General features: G+C 67.9%; 18 protein-coding genes. 4 read left to right on the top strand and 14 right to left on the bottom strand.

Annotated elements, in window-relative coordinates:
* Window positions 1-22: 22 nt before the first annotated feature.
* Window positions 23-1,084, top strand: coding sequence for a ribosome small subunit-dependent GTPase A (rsgA, locus tag G3T36_RS14475; RefSeq protein ID WP_163290726.1), 1,062 nt, complete (start codon window positions 23-25; stop codon window positions 1,082-1,084).
* A gap of 9 nt (window positions 1,085-1,093) precedes the next feature.
* Window positions 1,094-1,570, top strand: a complete 477-nt coding sequence (bcp, locus tag G3T36_RS14470; RefSeq protein ID WP_163290522.1) for a thioredoxin-dependent thiol peroxidase — start codon at window positions 1,094-1,096, stop codon at window positions 1,568-1,570.
* A 22-nt stretch (window positions 1,571-1,592) separates the two neighbouring features.
* Here bcp and G3T36_RS14465 read toward each other — a convergent pair whose 3' ends face one another.
* The 7 genes from G3T36_RS14465 to G3T36_RS14435 form a co-directional block, all read right to left on the bottom strand.
* Window positions 1,593-2,357, bottom strand: a complete 765-nt coding sequence (locus G3T36_RS14465; protein ID WP_163290521.1) for an ABC transporter ATP-binding protein — start codon at window positions 2,355-2,357, stop codon at window positions 1,593-1,595.
* Window positions 2,354-3,163, bottom strand: coding sequence for an ATP-binding cassette domain-containing protein (locus tag G3T36_RS14460; protein ID WP_163290520.1), 810 nt, complete (start codon window positions 3,161-3,163; stop codon window positions 2,354-2,356). Before G3T36_RS14460 ends, G3T36_RS14465 begins: the two co-directional genes overlap by 4 nt.
* Window positions 3,160-4,029: an ABC transporter permease gene (locus G3T36_RS14455; protein ID WP_163290519.1), complete on the bottom strand. Its 870-nt coding sequence runs from the start codon at window positions 4,027-4,029 to the stop codon at window positions 3,160-3,162. The genes G3T36_RS14460 and G3T36_RS14455 overlap by 4 nt, the downstream gene beginning before the upstream one ends.
* Window positions 4,026-4,988 (bottom strand): ABC transporter permease, encoded by a 963-nt coding sequence (locus G3T36_RS14450; protein WP_163290518.1) that lies wholly within the window; start codon window positions 4,986-4,988, stop codon window positions 4,026-4,028. Before G3T36_RS14450 ends, G3T36_RS14455 begins: the two co-directional genes overlap by 4 nt.
* 78 nt (window positions 4,989-5,066) lie before the next feature.
* Window positions 5,067-6,563, bottom strand: coding sequence for an ABC transporter substrate-binding protein (locus G3T36_RS14445; protein ID WP_163290517.1), 1,497 nt, complete (start codon window positions 6,561-6,563; stop codon window positions 5,067-5,069).
* A 109-nt stretch (window positions 6,564-6,672) separates the two neighbouring features.
* A complete protein-coding gene (locus G3T36_RS14440) occupies window positions 6,673-7,446 on the bottom strand; it encodes a DUF1684 domain-containing protein (RefSeq protein ID WP_338031591.1) in 774 nt (257 codons plus the stop codon).
* Window positions 7,447-7,493: 47 nt separating this feature from the next.
* Window positions 7,494-7,886 (bottom strand): hypothetical protein, encoded by a 393-nt coding sequence (locus G3T36_RS14435; RefSeq protein WP_338031590.1) that lies wholly within the window; start codon window positions 7,884-7,886, stop codon window positions 7,494-7,496.
* 246 nt (window positions 7,887-8,132) lie between these two features.
* Between G3T36_RS14435 and G3T36_RS14430 the strand changes: the two genes are divergently transcribed.
* On the top strand, window positions 8,133-8,381 hold the full coding sequence (locus G3T36_RS14430; protein ID WP_055890939.1) for a WhiB family transcriptional regulator: 249 nt from the start codon (window positions 8,133-8,135) through the stop codon (window positions 8,379-8,381).
* Here G3T36_RS14430 and G3T36_RS14425 read toward each other — a convergent pair.
* Together G3T36_RS14425 and G3T36_RS14420 are read right to left on the bottom strand one after the other, a co-directional pair.
* The gene (locus G3T36_RS14425) at window positions 8,344-8,742 is read right to left on the bottom strand and encodes an avidin-fold protein (RefSeq protein ID WP_163290514.1); all 399 of its coding nucleotides are present in this window, start codon (window positions 8,740-8,742) and stop codon (window positions 8,344-8,346) included. The genes G3T36_RS14430 and G3T36_RS14425 overlap by 38 nt on opposite strands.
* 3 nt (window positions 8,743-8,745) lie before the next feature.
* Window positions 8,746-10,239 carry a histidine kinase N-terminal domain-containing protein gene (locus G3T36_RS14420; RefSeq protein WP_163290513.1) on the bottom strand — a complete coding sequence of 498 codons (1,494 nt, stop codon included), beginning with the start codon at window positions 10,237-10,239 and terminating at the stop codon, window positions 8,746-8,748.
* A 222-nt stretch (window positions 10,240-10,461) separates the two neighbouring features.
* On the opposite strand from G3T36_RS14420, the gene G3T36_RS14415 reads away from it, so the two are divergent.
* Entirely contained in the window at window positions 10,462-10,923 is a 462-nt protein-coding gene (locus tag G3T36_RS14415; protein ID WP_240148551.1) for an Rv3235 family protein, read from the top strand.
* A 66-nt stretch (window positions 10,924-10,989) separates the two neighbouring features.
* Here the strand turns inward: G3T36_RS14415 and secA are convergent, their stop codons facing one another.
* From secA to mtrB, 5 genes are all read right to left on the bottom strand, one after another.
* Window positions 10,990-13,797: a preprotein translocase subunit SecA gene (secA, locus tag G3T36_RS14410; protein WP_163290512.1), complete on the bottom strand. Its 2,808-nt coding sequence runs from the start codon at window positions 13,795-13,797 to the stop codon at window positions 10,990-10,992.
* Window positions 13,798-13,944: 147 nt separating this feature from the next.
* Entirely contained in the window at window positions 13,945-14,646 is a 702-nt protein-coding gene (hpf, locus tag G3T36_RS14405; RefSeq protein WP_163290511.1) for a ribosome hibernation-promoting factor, HPF/YfiA family, read from the bottom strand.
* An 88-nt stretch (window positions 14,647-14,734) separates the two neighbouring features.
* Window positions 14,735-15,475, bottom strand: coding sequence for a ComF family protein (locus G3T36_RS14400; protein WP_163290510.1), 741 nt, complete (start codon window positions 15,473-15,475; stop codon window positions 14,735-14,737).
* A gap of 106 nt (window positions 15,476-15,581) precedes the next feature.
* A complete protein-coding gene (locus G3T36_RS14395; RefSeq protein ID WP_338031589.1) occupies window positions 15,582-17,300 on the bottom strand; it encodes an LpqB family beta-propeller domain-containing protein in 1,719 nt (572 codons plus the stop codon).
* Complete coding sequence (gene mtrB, locus G3T36_RS14390; protein ID WP_420811052.1) at window positions 17,297-19,075, bottom strand: MtrAB system histidine kinase MtrB; 1,779 nt, start codon at window positions 19,073-19,075, stop codon at window positions 17,297-17,299. Before mtrB ends, G3T36_RS14395 begins: the two co-directional genes overlap by 4 nt.
* Window position 19,076: the final 1 nt, after the last annotated feature.

Raw genomic sequence — 19,076 nt, 5'->3', positions numbered from 1 at the left:
GGGCGCCGACCCGGTGGGCGCCGTGACCTGGTGGGAGAGCGCGGACGACGACGAGGATGACGAATTCGACGAGTCGAGCATCCGCAGCCGTCCGAACCGCAAGGGTTCGCGCCCGCGCACGAAGACCAGGCCCGAACACTCCGATGCCCGGATCGCTCGCGTGCTCGGCGTCGACCGCGGCCGGTACACGGTCATGCTCGACGAGAACACGGCGGATGAACGCCAGCTGACGGCCGCACGGGCCAGCGAATTGCGCCGCAAGGCGATCGTCACCGGCGACCGGGTCGCCATCGTCGGCGACACGACCGGCGAGGAGGGCAGCCTCGCCCGCATCGTGCGCATCGAACCACGGAAGACCCTTCTCCGGCGCAGCGCCGACGACACGGACGAGGTGGAGCGGGTCATCGTGGCGAACGCCGACCAGATGCTCATCGTCGTCGCGGCCGCGAACCCCGAGCCGCGCACCCGACTGGTCGACCGCTACCTCGTCGCCGCCTACGATGCGGGCATCGAACCGATGCTCTGTGTGACCAAGATCGACCTCGCCGACCCCTCGGAGTTCCTCGAGAACTTCGCCGGTCTCGACCTGCCCGTGTTCACGAGCCGCGAGGACGCCATCCCCGTCGAGGAGATCCGCGCCGCCCTGGTCGGCCACGACACGGTCGTCGTGGGTCACTCGGGGGTCGGGAAGTCCACGCTCGTCAACGAGATCGTCCCTGGGGCCAAGCGCGCGATCGGCGTCGTCAACGCCGTGACGGGCCGCGGACGACACACCTCGTCGTCGACCGTCTCGCTGCGCGTCGAGACGCCGGAGGGTCGCGGCTGGGTCATCGACACACCGGGGGTCCGGTCGTTCGGCCTGGGGCACGTGAACACCGACAGCATCCTGAAGGCGTTCACCGACCTCGCCGCCGTCGCAGAGGATTGCCCGCGCGGCTGCACCCACCTGCCCGACGCCCCGGATTGCGCTATCGAGGAAGCCGTCGAGGAGGGCCGCCTCGGCCCGACCGGCCGCGCACGACTCGACTCGCTCCAGCGCCTCCTGACCACGTTCGCGGCTTCCACGCCGAGCGGCTCGCGGTAGCGTTGAGGTATGACTGCTGAACGACTCGAAACCGGCGACATCGCACCCGCATTCACGCTGAAGGACCAGGATTCGAAGGACGTGTCGCTGGCCGACTTCGCGGGCGAGAATGTGATCGTCTACTTCTACCCGGCCGCGATGACGCCGGGCTGCACGACGGAGGCCTGCGACTTCCGCGACAATCTCAACTCGCTGAAATCGGCCGGCTACCAGGTCATCGGCATCTCCAAAGACGCCCCCGCGAAGAACAAGGAATTCCAGGAGCACGATGGCCTCAACTTCCCGCTCCTCTCCGACGAAGACCTCACCGTGCACAACGCGTACGGCGCCTACGGCGAGAAGTCCCTCTACGGCAAGACAGTCACCGGAGTCCTGCGCTCGACGTTCGTCGTGAACCCGGACGGCTCGATCCGCCTGCCGCTCTACAACGTCAAGGCCACCGGCCACGTCGCGAGCCTGCGCAAGAAGCTCGGAATCGACGCCTGACGCTCGACCGCTGCGCCGCGCGCTAGGCGGGCAGCCGGGGAACCGACTCCAGCAGGCGGCGGGTGTAGTCCTCGCGGGGCGCGCCCAGCACCTCCGCTGTCTCACCCTGCTCGACGATGCGGCCGTTGCGGAGCACGACCGTCCGCCGGCAGAGCGCGGCGACGACACTCAGGTCGTGGGAGACCATCACGACGGTCAGCCCCCGCGTCTGCCCCAGCTCCGCCAGGAGGTCGATGATCTGGATGCGCGTCGTCACGTCGAGCGCGCTGACCGGCTCGTCCGCCAGCAGCAGGCGCGGATGCCCGACGACCGCACGGGCGATGGCGATGCGCTGCCGCTGACCACCGGAGAATTCGTGCGGATAACGGGACGCCGCGTCGGGCGCCAGGCCGACCGACCCGAGCGCTTCGGCGACCCGTGCGGATGCATCCGCACCCCGCGCGATCCCGAGGGAACGGAGAGGCTCGGCGACGATGCGGCCGACGCTCTGGCGGGGATCGAGCGAGGAGTACGGATCCTGGAAGACCGTCTGGACCGCGCGCCGGAAGCCGCGCATCCTCGCTCTGTCCTTCGGGTCGAGTCGTTCACCGTCGAACAGCACTTCACCTGTGGTCGGAGCGGTCAGGCCCAGCATGAGCTTCAGGAGCGTGGTCTTCCCCGCTCCCGACTCGCCGACGAGACCCACGCTCTGCCCCGGCTCGACGGCGAAGGAGATGTCTTCGAGCGCAGGCGTGACGCTGCCCCGGTACGCATACCCGGCTTTGCGCAGCTCCAGGATGGCGCTCATGACACCTCCAGGGCTGCGTCGAGGGCGCGTGCGCTCCGCACCAGTTCGACGGTGTACGGGTCGGTGGGCGCCGACAGGAGGGTCTCGACGGGACCGGCCTCGACGACGCGGCCGTGCCGCAGCACGAGGGCCCTGTCGGTCATCCGCGCGACGACGGCCAGGTCGTGGCTGACGAAGAGCAGGGCCATCCCCCGCTCGGCGACCAGGCTGTCGAGAAGGGTGAGGATCTCGTCCTGAACGGTCACGTCGAGCGCGGTGGTGGGCTCGTCGGCGATCAGCAGTCGCGGACGGCAGGCGAGCGCCGCGGCGATGGCGACCCGCTGGCGCTGCCCGCCGGAGATCTCGTGCGGGTACGCTTTCGCGATCCGCTCGGGGTCGGGCAGGCTGACCTCAGCGAGCGCGTCGATCACGGCGCTGCGGAGGGCCGCCCCACGGAGTCCGAGGTGACGCTTCAAAGGCGCGGCGACCTGCTTGCCGAGCCGCATGAGCGGGTCGAGTGCGGTCAGGGGCTCCTGGAAGACCACGGATGCGGTGCGCCCCCTCAGCGGGACCAGGTCGCGTTCTCGTGCGCCGACGACTTCGACGCCGTCGAGGATCGCGCTCCCCGACGCGGTGAGACCGGACGGAAGCAGGCCGGTGACGGCGAACGACGTGAGGGACTTGCCCGAACCCGACTCTCCGATCAGACCGACGCGCTCCCCCGGTTCGACGGTGAGGCTCACCTCGTGCACCAGTGGCGTGCCGTCTGCCGCCGCGACCCCGAGCGATCGGACGTCGAGCAGCCTGGCGGCCTGCAGACCGGTCATCGCGCTCTCCTCCTCGTCGGGTCGGCGACATCGCGCAGTCCGTCGGCGACCAGGTTCACACCGATCACGAGCACGACCAGGGCGACTCCGGGTGCGATCGCCCCCACCGGCGCGGTCGACACGGTGCCCTGCGCCTCCTGCAACAGGCGCCCCCACGAGGCGTTCGGCGGCGGAGCGCCGAGACCGAGGTAGGAGAGGCTCGCTTCTGCGAGTACGGCGACACCGAACTGGAGCGCGAGGTTCACACTGAGCGTCGGCCAGATGTTGGGGAGGATGTGCCGGCCGACGATCCCGAGCCAGCCTGTCCCGGACGTACGGGCCGCCGTCACATACTGCTGCGACAGGATGCGTTTGGCGAGTACACGGGTGAGTCGCGCCACGACGGCGGACATGGCCAGCCCGATGGCGAGGATGGCCGAGCCGAGGGACGCACCCTGCGCCGCCACGATCAGCATGGCGAGCAACAGTGTCGGGAAGGCGATCACGATGTCGAGCGCCGCGGAGATGGTGTCGTCCAGCCAGGTGCTCGCAAATGCTGCGAGCAGCCCCAGCGTCACGCCGATGAGAGCACCGATCGCCACCGATCCGATGCCGACGGCGAGCGCGATGCGCGCGCCGATCATCAGCTGGGTCAGGAGGTCGCGCCCGAGCTTGTCTGTGCCGAGCAGGTGCGCCGCTCCCGGGCCCGCGAGCCGGCTGCCCGAGATGTCCGACGGGGCGTACGGAAGCCACACGAAGGACACCACGGCGACGACCACGACGATGCCGACAAGCACGGCGCCGATGCCGAGGGTGGCCGAGCGGCTCCGGCGCCTCCTCGTCGGCGCGACCACACCCCCGGCAGCCTGTTCGACGACGGCGCTCATCGGTTGCCCGAGATGCTCTGGCGCAGGCGCGGGTCGATGATCCGCTGCACGACGTCGGCGGCGAATCCGATGATCAGTACGGCGAGCGTGCTGACGAACAGGATGCCCTGGATGTTCGGGTAGTCGTGTTGCGCGATCGCTTTGAGCAGCATGCTGCCGAGCCCGGGGAGGGTGAAGACGCTTTCGACGACGACGGCGCCGAGGAACGTCGTGGCGAGCTCGATTCCGAGGATCGAGATCACCGGGACCGACCCGTTGCGGATCCCGTGGTGCCGCATCGCCTGGCCGAAGCCCGAACCGAGTGCCCGCGCGTTGCGCAGGTAGTCGCTGCCGATCACATCGAGTGTCGCGCTCCGGACGTACCGGGCGATGGATGCGCTCATCACGACGGCGACGGTGATGACGGGAAGCGCCAGGGAGTTCAGGGCGGCAGCGGGGTCTGCCCAGTCGTCGCGGGGGAACCCGCCGGACGGGAAGATCCGCAGGTTGATGGAGAACGCGCTCACGAGCAGGATGCCCACCCAGAACACGGGCACCGCGATCCCGAGCTGCGAGATGGCGGAGAGCGCGATGCCGTACCAGGTGTCCGACTTCCAGGCGGCGACGAAGCCGATGACGAGAGCCAGCACGAGGGCCACCATGAAGGCGAGCAGGGTCAGCGGAATGGTCACCGCCAGTCGCGAGGCGATCTCGGGCCCGACCGGAAGCGACGTGATGAACGATCGGCCCAGGTCGAACGAGAGCATGCCCCCGAACCACGTCGCGAACTGCTGCAGGAGCGGTTGGTCGGAGCCCACCTGCGCCTTGGCCGCGGCGATCTGCTCCGGCGTCGCGTTGACCGACAGGAGCGCATTGGACGGGTCGCCGGGCAGCACCCGCAGCAGCAGGAACAGCACGACCATCGCCAGCAGCAGCGAGACGACCAGGAAGGCGAATCGTCGGAGGAGGTAGATGGTCATGGCGTTCTCACGGCTGAACGCTCCGGGGCGCGGTCCTTGCGGCTCGCGCGCCCCGGAGCGCCGAAACGGATGGTTCGGTTACTTCTTGACGATGTCGTAGGCGTAGAACTGCGAGTTCAGGCCGTTCAGCGGGTAACCGCTGAGGGTGCTCGACGCGACCACGATCTGCGGGTAGAGGTAGAGCCAGGCGCTCGCCGCATCCTTCGCGATCTGCTCGTTGACGAGCTTCAGCTTGGCGGTCTGCTGCGCCTCCGTGGTCGACTGCTCGGCCTCGTTCACCCACTTCGTCACCTGCGGGTTGTTGTAGCCCCAGTAGAAGTCCGGGTTGCCGTACCAGACGACGTCGCGGTCGTTGACGTGCTCCTGGAGCGTCGCCTGGAAGTTCTGGTCCTTGAACACCTTGCTGTACCACTGGTCGGCGGAGATCGAGTTGATGTTCACCGTGATGCCGACCTTCGCCAGCTCGCTCTTGAGGAACTCGGCCACCGCGGGGTGCGGGTCGTACGTCGGGGTGTCGAGCGTGAAGGTGAAGCCCTTCGGGTAGCCCGCCGCGGCGAGCTCCTTCTTGGCGAGCGAGACGTCGTACGGGTTCACCTTGGTGAGGTCCTCGTACCACGGGTCGGTCGGCGGCACCATCGAGCCGATGAGTGTGCCGTAGTTGCCCCAGATGGAGTTGAGCAGCTTCTTCGTGTCGATCGCGGAGTAGACGGCCTTGCGCACCTCGGCCTTGTTGAACGGCGCGACGCGGTCGTTGAATGCGAGGAGTTCCTTGGTGGTCGACTTGCCGTTGTTGACGACGAAATCCTTGTTGCTTTCGAACTGGGCGAGGGCATCCGGGCTCTGCACGCTCGTCACGACGTCGACCTGATTGGTCAGCAGCGCGTTCGACAGCGCGGTCGCGTCGGTGAAGTAGTCGAAGACGACTTCCTTGTTCTTCGCGGGCGTGCCCCAATAGCCACTCCAGCGTTCGAGGCTCAGCGAGCTTCCGCGCTTCCACGAGCCGAGCTTGTAGGGGCCCGTGCCGTCCTCGGTGGTCTTCAGGTTCTTCGCCTCGGCGTTGATGATCCAGATGTAGCTGAGGTTGTAGACGAACGAGATCGAGCGGCTCTTCAGCTTCACCACGACCGTCTTGGCGTCGGGTGTGGCGATCGAGGACACGACGGCGAAGCTCGACTTGCGGGCCGACTGGGAGTCGGGGGCGACGACACGCTCGATGCTCGACTTGACGTCGGCCGACGTGAGCGCCTTGCCGGAGTGGAACTTCACACCGTCGCGGAGCGTGAACGTGTAGGTGAGTCCGTCGCTTGAGACGGCCGTCTTGGCTGCGAGCTGCGGCACGACCTTGCCATCGTCGGTCAGCTGGAACAGGCCCTGGTAGACGTTCCCGTTGAACGCCTCGGTCACGCCCTGGCCGCCGCCGCCGGTGTTGTCGAGGTTCTGCGGCTCGTACAGCGAACCCACGGCGATGGATGCGCCGCTTCCGGATGCGGTCTGCGATGCGCCGCCCGAGCAACCGGCGAGTGCGAGTGTTGCTGCGATGGCTGTCGCGATGACCGCCGTCGTTGACTTTCTCAAAGTGATCTCCTGTGCTGTGTGCTGATGGCAGGGCGGTGTCCGCCCCGCCGGGTCGTGCGGGATGAGATGGTGCGCGGGTCGTTGCGCGGGTGGTGCGAAAGGGTCGCCGTCAGGCTGCGTCAGTCTGAGTCAACATGTCGTAGCCGTCGCGGAAGACGACCCGCTTCTCGCCTGCGTCGACGACGAGACCGAAGCGGTTGTTCCGCGGCGGCAGCGGACAGTTGTACTGGCTGGAGAAACCACAGGGCGGGACGAACGCGCGGTTGAAGTCGAGGAGGACGCGGCCCGGCTCGCCGTCGATGCGATGCACGAACAGGAAACGTCCGGAAGCGTAGGTTCCGTCCGGTCCGTCGGCCCCATTGCTCGCGTCGCCGAAGACGAGCAGCAGCGTCCCGTCGTCGTCGAAGGCGCTCAGCGAGTAGTCGACGCGGTCGCGGGTGAAGGTGATGTCGCCGGGGACGACGAGGTCACGGGTGCCGCCGTTGTCGCGGATGTGCTCGAACGGCACGGAGCGCTCTGCCGAGACCGGCGTGAACTCGGCCTCGATGACCCAGTCCGGATTGAAGGGGAAGGCCGTGACCGTCTCGAACGCGCGGATGGCGGGCGCGTCTGCATCCCACAGCCGCACGCCCCGCTCGGGGGCGCCGGTGTCCAGGTTGCGCCGCTGGATGAGGGTCGCCACGACCGACGCCGGCTGGCCCGCGAGCGCCGCCTCCGGCGTCGTCTCGGCGCCGTCAGGAAGCCAGCGGGTCTCTATGAGGCTCAGGTTGCCCGTGGGGCCGGTGACCGATTCGAGACGCCACGCGCGCCATTCGGGGTGGGCCGCCCTTGCGGCGTCGACGATGGATGCAGGCACAAGGGTGGCAGGAATTGAATCAGTCACGGTCTCAGGCATAACCCTTCGAGTCTCGCTTCTGTTCCCGGCAGAAGCTAATCGTGTTCCGATTTGTTGCGCGTCGTCGCCCGTACGACCGATGGTGACAGGGCGAGACCGATGCCGGCGAGGGCGGGGACGAGCAACGCCCAGCCCAGGTCGGGCGGGGCGTAGAGCCCCTGGAAGCTTCCGATCGCGACGGCGATCTGCAGCACCTGCCAGGTGACTGCAGAGGCGCGTACCCACGACTTCAGGCGAAGTGTCGAGACAGCCGTGAATGCGATCCACGCCGCAGCGAGAACCGCGAGCACGAGGAGCGCGACGCCGCTCGCGTACGATTCCGGACCCGCTGCGACGAGTTCGACGACCAGCCAGACGACCAGCGCGATCGCCCCGAGCGCCTCGAGAAAAAGCAGCACGGCGAGCGCAATGAGGAGCGGCGGACGCACCGGGGACGGGGATCCTTCGGCCGGGGGCATACCATCCGAAGGTTGCGCGCTTGTGTTCACAGGGTTATCTCATCCAAAACTGTTGATTTGCATTTACCAGTATGGGAGCATATTTGAGGTCGAGTTGACGCTCACAGGGTCGTGGGCAGGTCTCATCCCCACGGATCATTCACCCTGTAACTCGACGCTTACCCCACCGCATTCTAGGCCGTTCGGCCATGCACCCAGCTACAAAGGAGCACCCCCATGGACTGGCGCGACAAGGCAGCCTGCCTCACCGCTGACCCGGAACTGTTCTTCCCCGTCGGCAACACCGGGCCCGCCGTCGACCAGATCGACAAGGCGAAGTCCGTGTGCGCACGCTGCACGGTCACTGAGATCTGCCTCCAGTACGCGCTGGAGACCGGGCAGGACTCCGGCGTCTGGGGTGGTCTGTCCGAAGACGAGCGCCGCGCGCTCAAGCGCCGCGCCGCGCGCGCCCGTCGCGCTTCCTGACCGCGTCGCCGCCGCCGTCGAGGATCTCGCGGCACACGCTGACCTGTGGTGACCCGTCCGCCCCGGCGAAGTCTTCGGTGAGCAGGAGTCTCCCATCCGCCTCGCGCGAGATGGTGGACGTCGCCTCGCCGGACACCAGGGCTCCCGTCGTCGACCGGTGGACGAAGGCGACGCGCAGTTCGTCTCCGTCGCGGCTGCCGCAGAAACGGCCCTCCGTGACCGTGTCGCCCCGGTACTCACCCCAGACCACACCGTCGCGTTCGCTGTAGCGGAAACGTGTCGGAGCGACGCCCGACACGACGCTCGCCGTCGACGAGACCATGTCGAAGATCCTCCCGTCGAGCACATCGCTCCCGCTCATCCGTCAGGCCTTCGTCAGGTAGCGCAGCGGTACGTCGATCGTCACTTCGGTTCCCTGCCCCATCATCGTGTGCCAGTCGATCGTGCCGCCCAGTTCGCCCTGGATCAGGGTGCGGACGATCTGCGTGCCCAGTCCGGAGCCGACTTTGCCTTCCGGAAGGCCCGACCCGTTGTCGACGACCTTGACGGTGAGCATGTCGTCCGAGCGGTCGGCGATGATCTCGACCTGGCCTTCTCGGCCCGCTAGACCATGCTCGACGGCGTTCGTCACGAGCTCCGTCAGGGCGAGTGCGAGCGGGGTCGCGTATTCGCTGGGAAGAACGCCGAAACTTCCCGACGATTTGGGGTGGACGGTGGTGTTGTGACTCGACGCGACTTCGGCGACGAGCAGCAGCACGCGGTCGAAGACGTCGTCGAAGTCGACGATCTGCGCGAGCCCGGTCGACAACGTGTCGTGCACGACCGCGATGGCGGCGACACGACGCATCGCCTGGCTGAGGGCCTCACGCGCTTCATCCGAATGCGTCCGCCTGGCCTGGATGCGCAACAGCGACGCGACCGTCTGCAGGTTGTTCTTCACCCGGTGGTGGATCTCGCGGATGGTCGCATCCTTGGTGATGAGCTCGCGCTCCTGGTGGCGCAGCTCGCTCACATCGCGGCACAGCACGATCGCGCCGATCCGCTCACCGCGGTTGCGGATCGGGATGGCACGCAGCGATACGGTCACTCCGCGCGCTTCGATGTCGGTGCGCCACGGCGCCCGGCCCGTGACGACGAGCGGTAGGGACTCGTCGACGGCCATCCGGCCGCTCAGCAGGCGGGTGGTGACCTCGGCGAGCGATTCGCCCTCGAGTTCGTCCGTGAAGCCCATGCGGTTGAACGCTGACAGCGCATTGGGGCTCGCGAACGTCGTGACACCGTCGACGTCGAGGCGGAGCAGGCCGTCGGACGCACGAGGCGCTCCCCTGCGAGGTCCCGCCGGAGCGCCCAGATCGGGGAAGTCCCCGGTCGCGATCATGGTGAACAGGTCGTTTGCGCAGTCGTTGAAGGTGAGCTCCTGGCGGCTCGGGGTGCGCGCCTCGCTCAGGTTGGAGTGGCGTGTGATCACCGCGACCGGCTGGTCGGCCGTGTCGGGCGAGACGGCGCTGAGCCTGCGGATCACCGGCACTGCGCGCACCCGGGTCGGTGTCTCCTCGAACCAGTCCGGTGCTGAGGTGTCGATGATCCGCTTCGTCTCGAACGCTTCCGTCACCTGCTGGCGCCAGTCGGCTTTGATGCGCTGCCCGACGAAGTCGCGGTAGAAGAGGGTCGCCGCACTCGACGGACGAGCGTGGGCGACGGCGACGAAACTGCCGTCATCGGTGGGCACCCAGAGCACAATGTCGGCGAACGCCAGGTCGGCGAGGAGCTGCCAGTCGCCGACGAGCATGTGCAGCCAGTCGACATCGACCTCCGAAGAGCGTCCTTGGGCAAGCACGAGATCACTGAGCGTCGACACGCACCTAGTCTAGGCAGCCGCGTCCTGTGCTCCGTTCGGCGCCCGGAGTTATCCACACGGTTCGTGGTCTCTGGACAGCAGCACGCTGTAGCTGCTTGAGTTGCTGACCAACGCGACAGGTCACCGGGCAGGGCGGGCCCCGGATGTTGACCGTACGTCGACTGCGACGATCGCGCCACACGTGCTGTCCGCGACTCCGCGGGCACGAACCGAGGGGAATCCATGAGTCACGCTCTACACGAACATCGCGAGCACGCACGCGAGGCCGTCCGCCGGCCGCGGCTCGAGGCAGCGAGCGGCCTGCGTGACAACTATTTCGGAACCCGCGTTCCGTCGCGCTTCGGTCTGCCCGACCCGTCGACGCTGCTGCTGAACCTGGCGCGCTGCGTCGTCGAAGTCCTCGCAGGCGTGCGCGGCCTCGACCAGCTCTCCCGTTGGGTGACCGACGACGTGTACCGTCACCTGCTCAAACGCGTGGTGCTCGCCAGTCGCGCCCGGCAGGTCACGGGCGGCACGGTGCGCCGTCCGCAGCTGACCGTCGGGGAGCCTCGCATCACCTATCCGCGCGAAGACGCGATCGAGGCGGTCGTCGTCGTGCACCAGCGTTCCCGCTCGCGCGCAGTCGCGATCCGGCTCGAATCCTTCGAAGGGCGCTGGCGGGCGAGCGCGATCAACGTCCTCTGACCGCACCGAGGACGGACGCCGGGGAGGTCAGCTCCCCGGCGTCGGCGTTCGTGACGCCTGGCCGGCTCAGCGGCGCTTCTTCTCCTGTGCACGTCGCTCGGCGCGGTTGACCGGCGCCTGCCCTTCTTCGACTCGCTGCCCGAACGCGCCGCGCTGGGTCGCGCCCTGGGCGGGCGGCTGCGCCGGAGCGTTCGCCTCGGCCTGGGCTCGCTGGGCGCGGGCGGTGGCCGCCTGCTCGAGCTGGCCGCGCTGGTCGCGCACCTCGACGCCGCCCGAATCGCTCGGGGCGGAATAGCTCAGCCGCTGCTGTTCGGCTTCGGCGCGGGCGAGGCCCTTCGCTGCGACCGACGGCCCAGCGACTTCGCCGGGCGCCTGGTTCACCTCGACTTCGAGGTTGAACAGGAAGCCGACGGTCTCCTCGCGAATCTGTCCCATCATCTGCTGGAACATCGCATAGCCTTCGCGCTGGTACTCGACGAGAGGATCACGCTGGGCCATGGCGCGGAGCCCGATGCCGTCCTTGAGGTAGTCCATCTCGTAGAGGTGGTCACGCCAGCGACGGTCGATCACCGAGAGCACGACACGACGCTCGAGTTCGCGCATCGCCGGCGAGCCGAGGCTCTCCTCACGACGCTGGTACGCGAGGCGCGCGTCCGAAAGGATCTCTCGCCGCATGAAGTCGCGGTTGATCCGCCCGCGGTTGCCGGCCTCCGAGATGACCTCGTCGATCGTCACACCGACCGGGTAGAGCGTCTTGAGCTCGTTCCAGAGCGCGTCGAAGTCCCAGTCGTCGCCGTTTCCGTCGCCGGTGTGCGAATCGAGCACCTCGTCGATCACGTCGGTGAGGAACTTCTGGGTGCGCTCGTGCAGGTCGTCGCCTTCGAGGATGTGACGGCGGTCGCTGTAGATCGCCTCGCGCTGGCGGTTCAGAACGTCGTCGTATTTGAGGACGTTCTTGCGGATCTCGGCATTGCGGGCCTCGACCTGGGACTGTGCACTGCGGATGGCGCGGCTCACGACTTTCGACTCGATCGCGAGATCGTCTGGAACGTTCCCGCGACCCATCAGGCTTTCCGCTGCACCGGCGTTGAACAGGCGCATCAGGTCGTCGGTCAGGGAGAGGTAGAAGCGGCTCTCGCCCGGGTCGCCCTGGCGGCCGCTGCGTCCGCGCAGCTGGTTGTCGATGCGTCGCGATTCGTGTCGCTCGGTGCCGAGGACGTACAGCCCGCCTGCGTCGATGACCTTGTCGGCCTCTTCCTGGACCTTCGCCTTGACTTCGTCGTAGACGGCGTCCCACGCGGCCTCGTACTCGTCAGGCGTCTCAATGGGCGAGAGGCCTCGGGCGTTCATCTCGGCGACGGCGATGAACTCGGCGTTCCCGCCGAGCATGATGTCCGTTCCACGACCTGCCATGTTGGTGGCGACGGTCACCGATCCGAGTCGCCCGGCCTGAGCCACGATGGCGGCCTCGCGAGCGTGGTTCTTGGCGTTCAGGACCTCGTGGCGCACGCCCTTCTTCGCGAGCAGGCGGGAGAGGTATTCGCTCTTCTCGACGCTCGTGGTGCCCACCAGTACCGGCTGGCCCTTTTCGTGGCGTCGCACGATGTCTTCGACGACCTGTGCGAACTTGGACTCTTCGTTCTTGTAGACGAGGTCCGACTGGTCGAGCCGCTGCATGGGCTTGTTGGTCGGGATCGGCACGACTCCGAGCTTGTACGTGCTCATGAATTCCGCCGCCTCGGTCTCGGCGGTACCGGTCATACCGGAGAGCTTCTTGTACAGGCGGAAGTAGTTCTGCAGGGTCACCGTGGCGAGCGTCTGGTTCTCGGCCTTGACCGCGACGCCCTCTTTCGCCTCGATCGCCTGGTGGATGCCCTCGTTGTAGCGGCGGCCCATGAGGATGCGGCCGGTGTGCTCGTCGACGATGAGCACCTCGCCGTTCATCACGACGTAGTCCTTGTCGCGCTTGAACAAGGCGTTCGCCTTGATCGCGTTGTTCAGGAACGAGATCAGCGGCGTGTTCGCCGACTCGTAGAGGTTGTCGATGCCGAGGTAGTCCTCGACCTTCTCGATTCCGGGCTCGAGCACACCCACAGTGCGCTTCTTCTCATCGACCTCGTAGTCGACGTCGGCGGTGAGGCGGTTGGCGAGGCTCGCGAACTCGTTGAACCACCGGTTGGCCTCACCGGATGCCGGACCGGAGATGATCAGCGGCGTGCGGGCCTCGTCGATGAGGATCGAGTCGACCTCGTCGACGATCGCGAAGAAGTGCCCGCGCTGGACCATGTCGGCCGCCTGCCACGCCATGTTGTCGCGCAGGTAGTCGAAACCGAACTCGTTGTTCGTGCCGTAGGTGATGTCGGCGGCGTACTGCTCGCGTCGCTCCTCGGGCGTCTGGCCGGCGAGGATCACGCCTGTCGACATGCCGAGAGCACGGAAGACGCGGCCCATCAGTTCGCTCTGGTAGCTCGCGAGGTAGTCGTTGACCGTGACGACGTGGACGCCGCGGCTGGCGATGGCGTTCAGGTAGGCGGCCGTCGTCGCGACGAGGGTCTTGCCCTCACCGGTCTTCATCTCGGCGATGTTGCCGAGATGAAGGGCCGCGCCGCCCATGATCTGCACGTCGAAGTGACGCATGCCGAGGGTCCGCTTCGCCGCTTCCCGCACTGCGGCGAACGCCTCGGGCAGCAGGTCGTCGAGCGACTCGCCGTTGCTGTACCGCTCACGCAGTTCGACGGTCTCGTGTTTCAGCTCGTCGTCCGTGAGCTCCTGGAAGTCGTCTTCGAGAGCGTTGACCGCCCTGGCGTACCCCTCGAGCTTGCGAAGGATGCGACCCTCGCCGACACGGAGAACCTTTTCCAGTACTGAGGCCACTGATGCACTCCACTTTGTATGTCTGGGCGCGTCATGCGCCTGTCGTCCGGCCGGACGCACGCGTACTAACCGACCGCAGCCGGCAACTATAGCAATGCTACTTGTTCGGGGGCTGAGCCTGCTCAGCCCCCGAACACGTTCAGGTTCTCAGTGGCTGAGCTTGCGGCTCGCTGTCGCGACCTCCTGCAGTTCGTCGGCGTCTTCGTCGAGCGAAATCACACCGTAGTCCCAGCCTTTGCGGCGGTAGACGACGCTCGGCCTGGTCGTCTCCTGGTCGATGAAGAGATAGAAGTCATGCCCGACGAGCTCCATGTAGTAGAGAGCGTCGTCGACGGTCATCGGTACGGAGGCGAACACCTTCTTGCGGATGACCACCGGGCAGTAGTCGTCGGACTCCTCACTCGCCTTCGGTTCATCCGCGACGACCGGCACCGACCCCGTACGTACCTGGTCGAGCACCGCCACGGGCGCCGGAGTGATGTCGACGACGCTGAACCCGCCGGTGCTCGCTTCGCGGAGGGATGTCGGGCGATGCTGTCCGCGATGCACCTTGCGCCTGTCCTTCGCGCGTCTCACACGTTCGAGGAGTCGGGCGATGGCAACGTCGAACGCAGCGTACTTGTCGGTGCCCGTCGCTTCGGCGCGCACCACGGCCCCCGGCCCTACCAACGTGAGCTCGACGCGGTCATCGCCGTTCTGGCTGCCGAGCTTCTCGTTGTGGCGGCTCACTTTGATCTCGAAAGTGATCGCGCGCTCCGCGAGGTGAGTGACCTTGGCGGCCTTCTCCGTCGCGTATTCACGGAATCGATCAGTGATGCCGAGGTTGCGTCCGACGATGTTGATTTCCATGAGGGCCTCCCTGACCGGCGTGTCACACCGCCCGGATCACGAAGGGCGAGTCATCCACGCCTTTTCCCCTACCGTAGTGCCGACCCGTTCATAAGTCACCCGTGAATCTACCTGTATCGCCATCCCATCCGTTCAGCCCATCGCGGCGCTCCGTTCGGGCTACGACGGCACCGCCGACGACGCGGGCGCCGGCCGCCCGGAGCGCCCTGGCCGCCTCCCGGAGGGTCGATCCAGTGGTCAGGATGTCGTCGACGAGCAGGTAGCTGCGGCCCGCCGCACGCGGCACTGCGCGCAGCGACCCGGCCCGATTGAGAGCTCGCTGCGCGACGCCGAGCGAGGCCTGGTCCGCCGTCGGCCTGACGGGCCGCAGCACCCGTTCGCTTCGCAGGCCGGCCCGGGCCAGGAGGAGTTCGACCGGGCGGTAGCCGCGGCGCCGGAACGCCTCCCGCGATGAGGGAACGGTTGCGATGTGGACGCCACCCGGCCCATCGCGCGGCGCGGCGTCGCGCGGCGCGGCGTCGTGCAGGGCGGCGTCGTGCAGCGCGGCGACGACCGACGCTCGCAGCGCTGCACCGAGCGCACGGGCGGCATCCGTTCGACCACCGTCCTTGAAGGCGAGGAGCACCGCCCTCGGCGCGGACGCGTAGTCGAGGGCGGCCCAGACGCGGAACTCCGGAAGCTCGACGAGCGCAGGGACGGGCTCGAGGGCCTCCCGGCAGGAGGCGCAGAGCGCGCGGTCGGGCTCACCGCATCCGCTGCACTCGGTCGGCGCCAGCACGGCGAGAGCGTCGAGCACGGCTTCGCGCACGAACGGCGGCAGGGATGGCATTCCCCGATCTTCCTGCCCCGCAACGCATCCCGGGGCCGCGCCGGAGGATCTGTGGACAGCCGAGCGCTCCGCCTCACTGTGGAGGGCGTGCTGTGGAGCTGTGTCGCTACTGTGGCTGCCCCAGCTGCGTCCCCAGAGCTCCGAGCTTGTCGGTCTGCGCCTGCCAGCCCGTGCCCGTCGGCGCCTGGAGCGATCCGTCGGCCGTCAGCACCAGGTACGACGACAGCCCAGAGGCGCCGACGATCGTGGATCCGTTCGCCGGGCCGCCCGTCGAGTTCAGCGTGCCGCCGATCTGCTGGAGTGCGATGGCGGTGTTGTCCTCGCCGGTGTTGCTCAGCACGGCCACGTTCAGCTGGCTGATCCAGGTCGCCGCGAGCGGGCGCCCTGTGCCCAGTCCGAGTTCGATCGGCTCGGTGAGCGAGGCCGGCAGGTTGCCCTGGGCGCGCACGATGCCGGAGGCGACAAGGGAGTAGGACGCCCCGGACTGGAGCACGGCGATGACCCGGGTTCCGTCACGGGAGACCTCGAGCGAAACGATCTGCGTCGCGTTCGGCCAGTTCGTCTTGATCGCCTTCTGGACCCCGTCCGCTCCTATCGCGACGAGAGCCCCCGGCCGGTCGGCCGGCACGGACCACGCATAGCCGTAGTTGTCGAGTGCCGGTGCGATGAGCCCTGGGCGCGCATCCACCCGCTTCGCGGCCGCGTCCGCCTTGCGGACGAGGTAGACGTGGCCCTGTGCGAGCGCCACGGCGCTGTCATGTCCGGCCGTCAGCGACACGGAGGTCGGATGCAGCGCGGCCACCTTCGGGGAGATACCGGGGATGTCCTCGACCCCTGTGGCGGTGAGCAGGCCGAACTGCCCTCCGCGGTACACGAGCGCGTGGTTGTCGACCTGCGGATCCTGGATGGGCGTGTTGGCGGCCGAGAGATCTTCCACCGACTGCGTCGTGCCCTCGATCGACAACTGGACGGACTGCACGATGGAACCGAGGCTCTGCTGGAGCTGGAACTTCATCCGCTGCAGAGTGAGCGCGTCCGCCTGGCCGGCCTGCGAACTGAGATCGACGTCCGCCCTGCCGTTCGAGATCGTGACGGACGGCAGCGCGAGCTGGGTGCCGGGCGGGAAGGCCGACGCGACCGCGCCCACCAGCCACTTGGCCGGACCGGCCAGCACCGCATTGGTGACCCGCGTCGCCGCATTGCCGACGCGCGACGGGAACCAGCGCAGGTCCGGCACCAGGTAGGTGAACGACGCGTTGTAGAAGTACAGCGTCTGCGGCGCATACACCGCACGGAACGTGGGGTCGTCGATGACGACGCCGTTCGGCGCGACGGAGATGCGCCACTCCCCGTCGACCTTGACCAGGTCGTAGCGGAGCGAGACCGGTGCGGTCGACGAGACCCCGTGGTAGGCGCCGACCGAGTCCACGTTCGCGACAGGGGTCACGTCGACCTGCCAGCGTGCGGCCGCCGGTCCGTTGGAGAGCTGGTTGTAGAGGCGGCCGGTCCCCTGGTCGACGGTCACGGACTCGTTCGGGTTCCACGATGAGGACATCGCGGCGGTCAGGTACTGCCGCGCTACGTTGAAGTCGTTCTTCGGGCTCGATGCCGCGTCGATGAATCCGTGGACGATCTGGTCCTGCGTGGCGCCTTTCGCGGGCGGCGACGGGTTGAAGTCGAGGTCGAGGGTGTCGTTGCGCTGCGCGATCGGCGCACCCTGGCGAACAGGGCCCGAGTCGGGGATGCTCGCACAGCCGGCGAGCGCTGCGGCGAACGCCGTCAGCAGGGCAACGACGCGAAGGCGTGCGGCGAAGCGAGACCTCACGGGTGCACCTCCGCTTCCGCCTTCTCCACGGCCTCGCTGTCGGTCGGCCTGCCTCGGTCTCCGGATGCGCGCGCCCCGCCCGCAGCCGTGCCGCCCGCCGTCGTGTCGCCCGGGGACGCGCTCCGTCCGCTGCGATCCCCCGCGTCTCCCGCCGTCGCGGCATCCTCCGGCGGTAGCGGAAGCGGTGACGACGCTATCCCCCGCCCTGGCACGCGGGGCAGGGTCAACCGGAAGCAGGAGCCCGCCCCGGGCGCCGACCAGACCTGCAACCAGCCCGAGTGCAGTGTGGCGTCTTCGAGTGAGATCGCGAGCCCGAGTCCTGTCCCGCCGATGGTCCGCTTACGCGACGGGTCGGCGCGCCAGAACCGGTCGAACACGTGGTTGACCTCCTGCTGGTTCATCCCCAGCCCGTAGTCGCGCACCGAGAGGGCGACCGCGCTCTCGTTGCTGTCGACCATCACCACGACCGGTTTGCCTTCGCCGTGCTCGATCGCGTTTCCGAGGAGGTTCCGCACGATGCGGCGGATGCGGCGCGGATCCATCCCGACTTCGAAGTAGCCGCCGGGCGCCTCGAGCCGCAGCTCGCTCCCGTTCTGCTCGGCGAGGGTGTGCATGCCGTCGATCGCATCTTCCGCGAGACGCACGAGGTTGGTGGGCTCGGGGTCGAGCACCACCGATCCTGCGTCGTAGCGGCTGATCTCGAGGAGGTCGGAGAGCAGCAGGTCGAATCGCTCGATCTGGGTGTGCAGCAGTTCCGCCGTGCGCTCGGTCGCAGGCGGGAAGCTCTCGCGCTGGTCGTAGATGACGTCGCCGGCGAGGCGGATGGTCGTGAGCGGGGTCCTGAGTTCGTGCGACACGTCGGAGACGAACCGCTGCTGCAGCTGCGACAGGGTGGCGAGCTGGTTGATCTGGCTCTGGAGGCTGTCGGCCATCCCGTTGAACGACCGGGCGAGCGAGGTGAAGACGTCTTCGCCCTTCTCGGGCATCCGGACCGCGAGGTCGCCTGCGGCGAGCCGCTCGCTCGTCTGCGCCGCCACCCGGATCGGGCGCACCACGAACCGCACGATCACCCACGTCACGGCGCCGATCAGCAGGATCAGTGCCAGACCGGCGAGCAGCAGCGTGTTCTGCACGAAGACCAGGGTGCTCTCGGCGTCGCTGAGGTCGTAGCCGATGTACAGCTCGTAATGCCCGACGACGGGGAGGGTCAGCTGCGATCCGACGACGATCCCGGGGTCGGACGAACCGCTGGCCGAGACGAGCTTCACCGACTGGTAGAACTGCTTCGTGCCACCGTGCTGAACGGCCGTGCGGAGCTCCTTGGAGATGACGTCGCCGGAGAGTCCGGGACTCAGGCGATCGGCCGGAGCGAGGAAAGTCGGTTCCTGTCCGGGCACGCGGAACGCGGCGATCAGCCGGCTGGACGACGACGTCGACGCCGTCCGCAGTGCCGAATCGAGCAGGTTCCTGACCGAGTCCCCGCCCGTGATGTCCGAGGCATTCAGAGTAGTCTGCGCCGCTGTCGTCGCCCTGCTCGAATCACGGAGCGCCTGATCGAGTCGCGACTGGTACAGGTCGTTCGCGATGCTGAGCGACATGTAGATGCCGGTGACGAGGATGGCGATGCCCGTGAGCGCGAGCGTGATGGTCACCGTGCGCACCTGGAGGGAGGTACGCCACAGGTGCGCCAGGCGCGACCCGGCAGCCGTCCACCACTGCCGCCAGCCCAGCCCGCGGGGCCCACCCCTCGTCTGGGTACGGGAATCCTCAGCCACC

Source organism: Leifsonia tongyongensis (assembly GCF_010686705.1).
Classification (GTDB): domain Bacteria; phylum Actinomycetota; class Actinomycetes; order Actinomycetales; family Microbacteriaceae; genus Diaminobutyricibacter; species Diaminobutyricibacter tongyongensis.
The sequence above is the reverse complement of the archived record's forward strand: the minus strand, read 5'-3'. Positions and strand labels throughout refer to the sequence as shown.

Bases quoted from the DNA above. Each gene is read 5' to 3' on its own strand.
- G3T36_RS14460 (WP_163290520.1), bottom strand. From the start codon at position 3,163: ATGACCGGTCTGCAGGCCGCCAGGCTGCTCGACGTCCGATCGCTCGGG.
- G3T36_RS14425 (WP_163290514.1), bottom strand. From the start codon at position 8,742: ATGAGCGGGAGCGATGTGCTCGACGGGAGGATCTTCGACATGGTCTCG.
- bcp (WP_163290522.1), top strand. From the start codon at position 1,094: ATGACTGCTGAACGACTCGAAACCGGCGACATCGCACCCGCATTCACG.
- G3T36_RS14465 (WP_163290521.1), bottom strand. From the start codon at position 2,357: ATGAGCGCCATCCTGGAGCTGCGCAAAGCCGGGTATGCGTACCGGGGC.
- hpf (WP_163290511.1), bottom strand. From the start codon at position 14,646: ATGGAAATCAACATCGTCGGACGCAACCTCGGCATCACTGATCGATTC.
- G3T36_RS14415 (WP_240148551.1), top strand. From the start codon at position 10,462: ATGAGTCACGCTCTACACGAACATCGCGAGCACGCACGCGAGGCCGTC.
- G3T36_RS14430 (WP_055890939.1), top strand. From the start codon at position 8,133: ATGGACTGGCGCGACAAGGCAGCCTGCCTCACCGCTGACCCGGAACTG.
- G3T36_RS14455 (WP_163290519.1), bottom strand. From the start codon at position 4,029: ATGAGCGCCGTCGTCGAACAGGCTGCCGGGGGTGTGGTCGCGCCGACG.
- G3T36_RS14400 (WP_163290510.1), bottom strand. From the start codon at position 15,475: ATGCCATCCCTGCCGCCGTTCGTGCGCGAAGCCGTGCTCGACGCTCTC.
- G3T36_RS14450 (WP_163290518.1), bottom strand. From the start codon at position 4,988: ATGACCATCTACCTCCTCCGACGATTCGCCTTCCTGGTCGTCTCGCTG.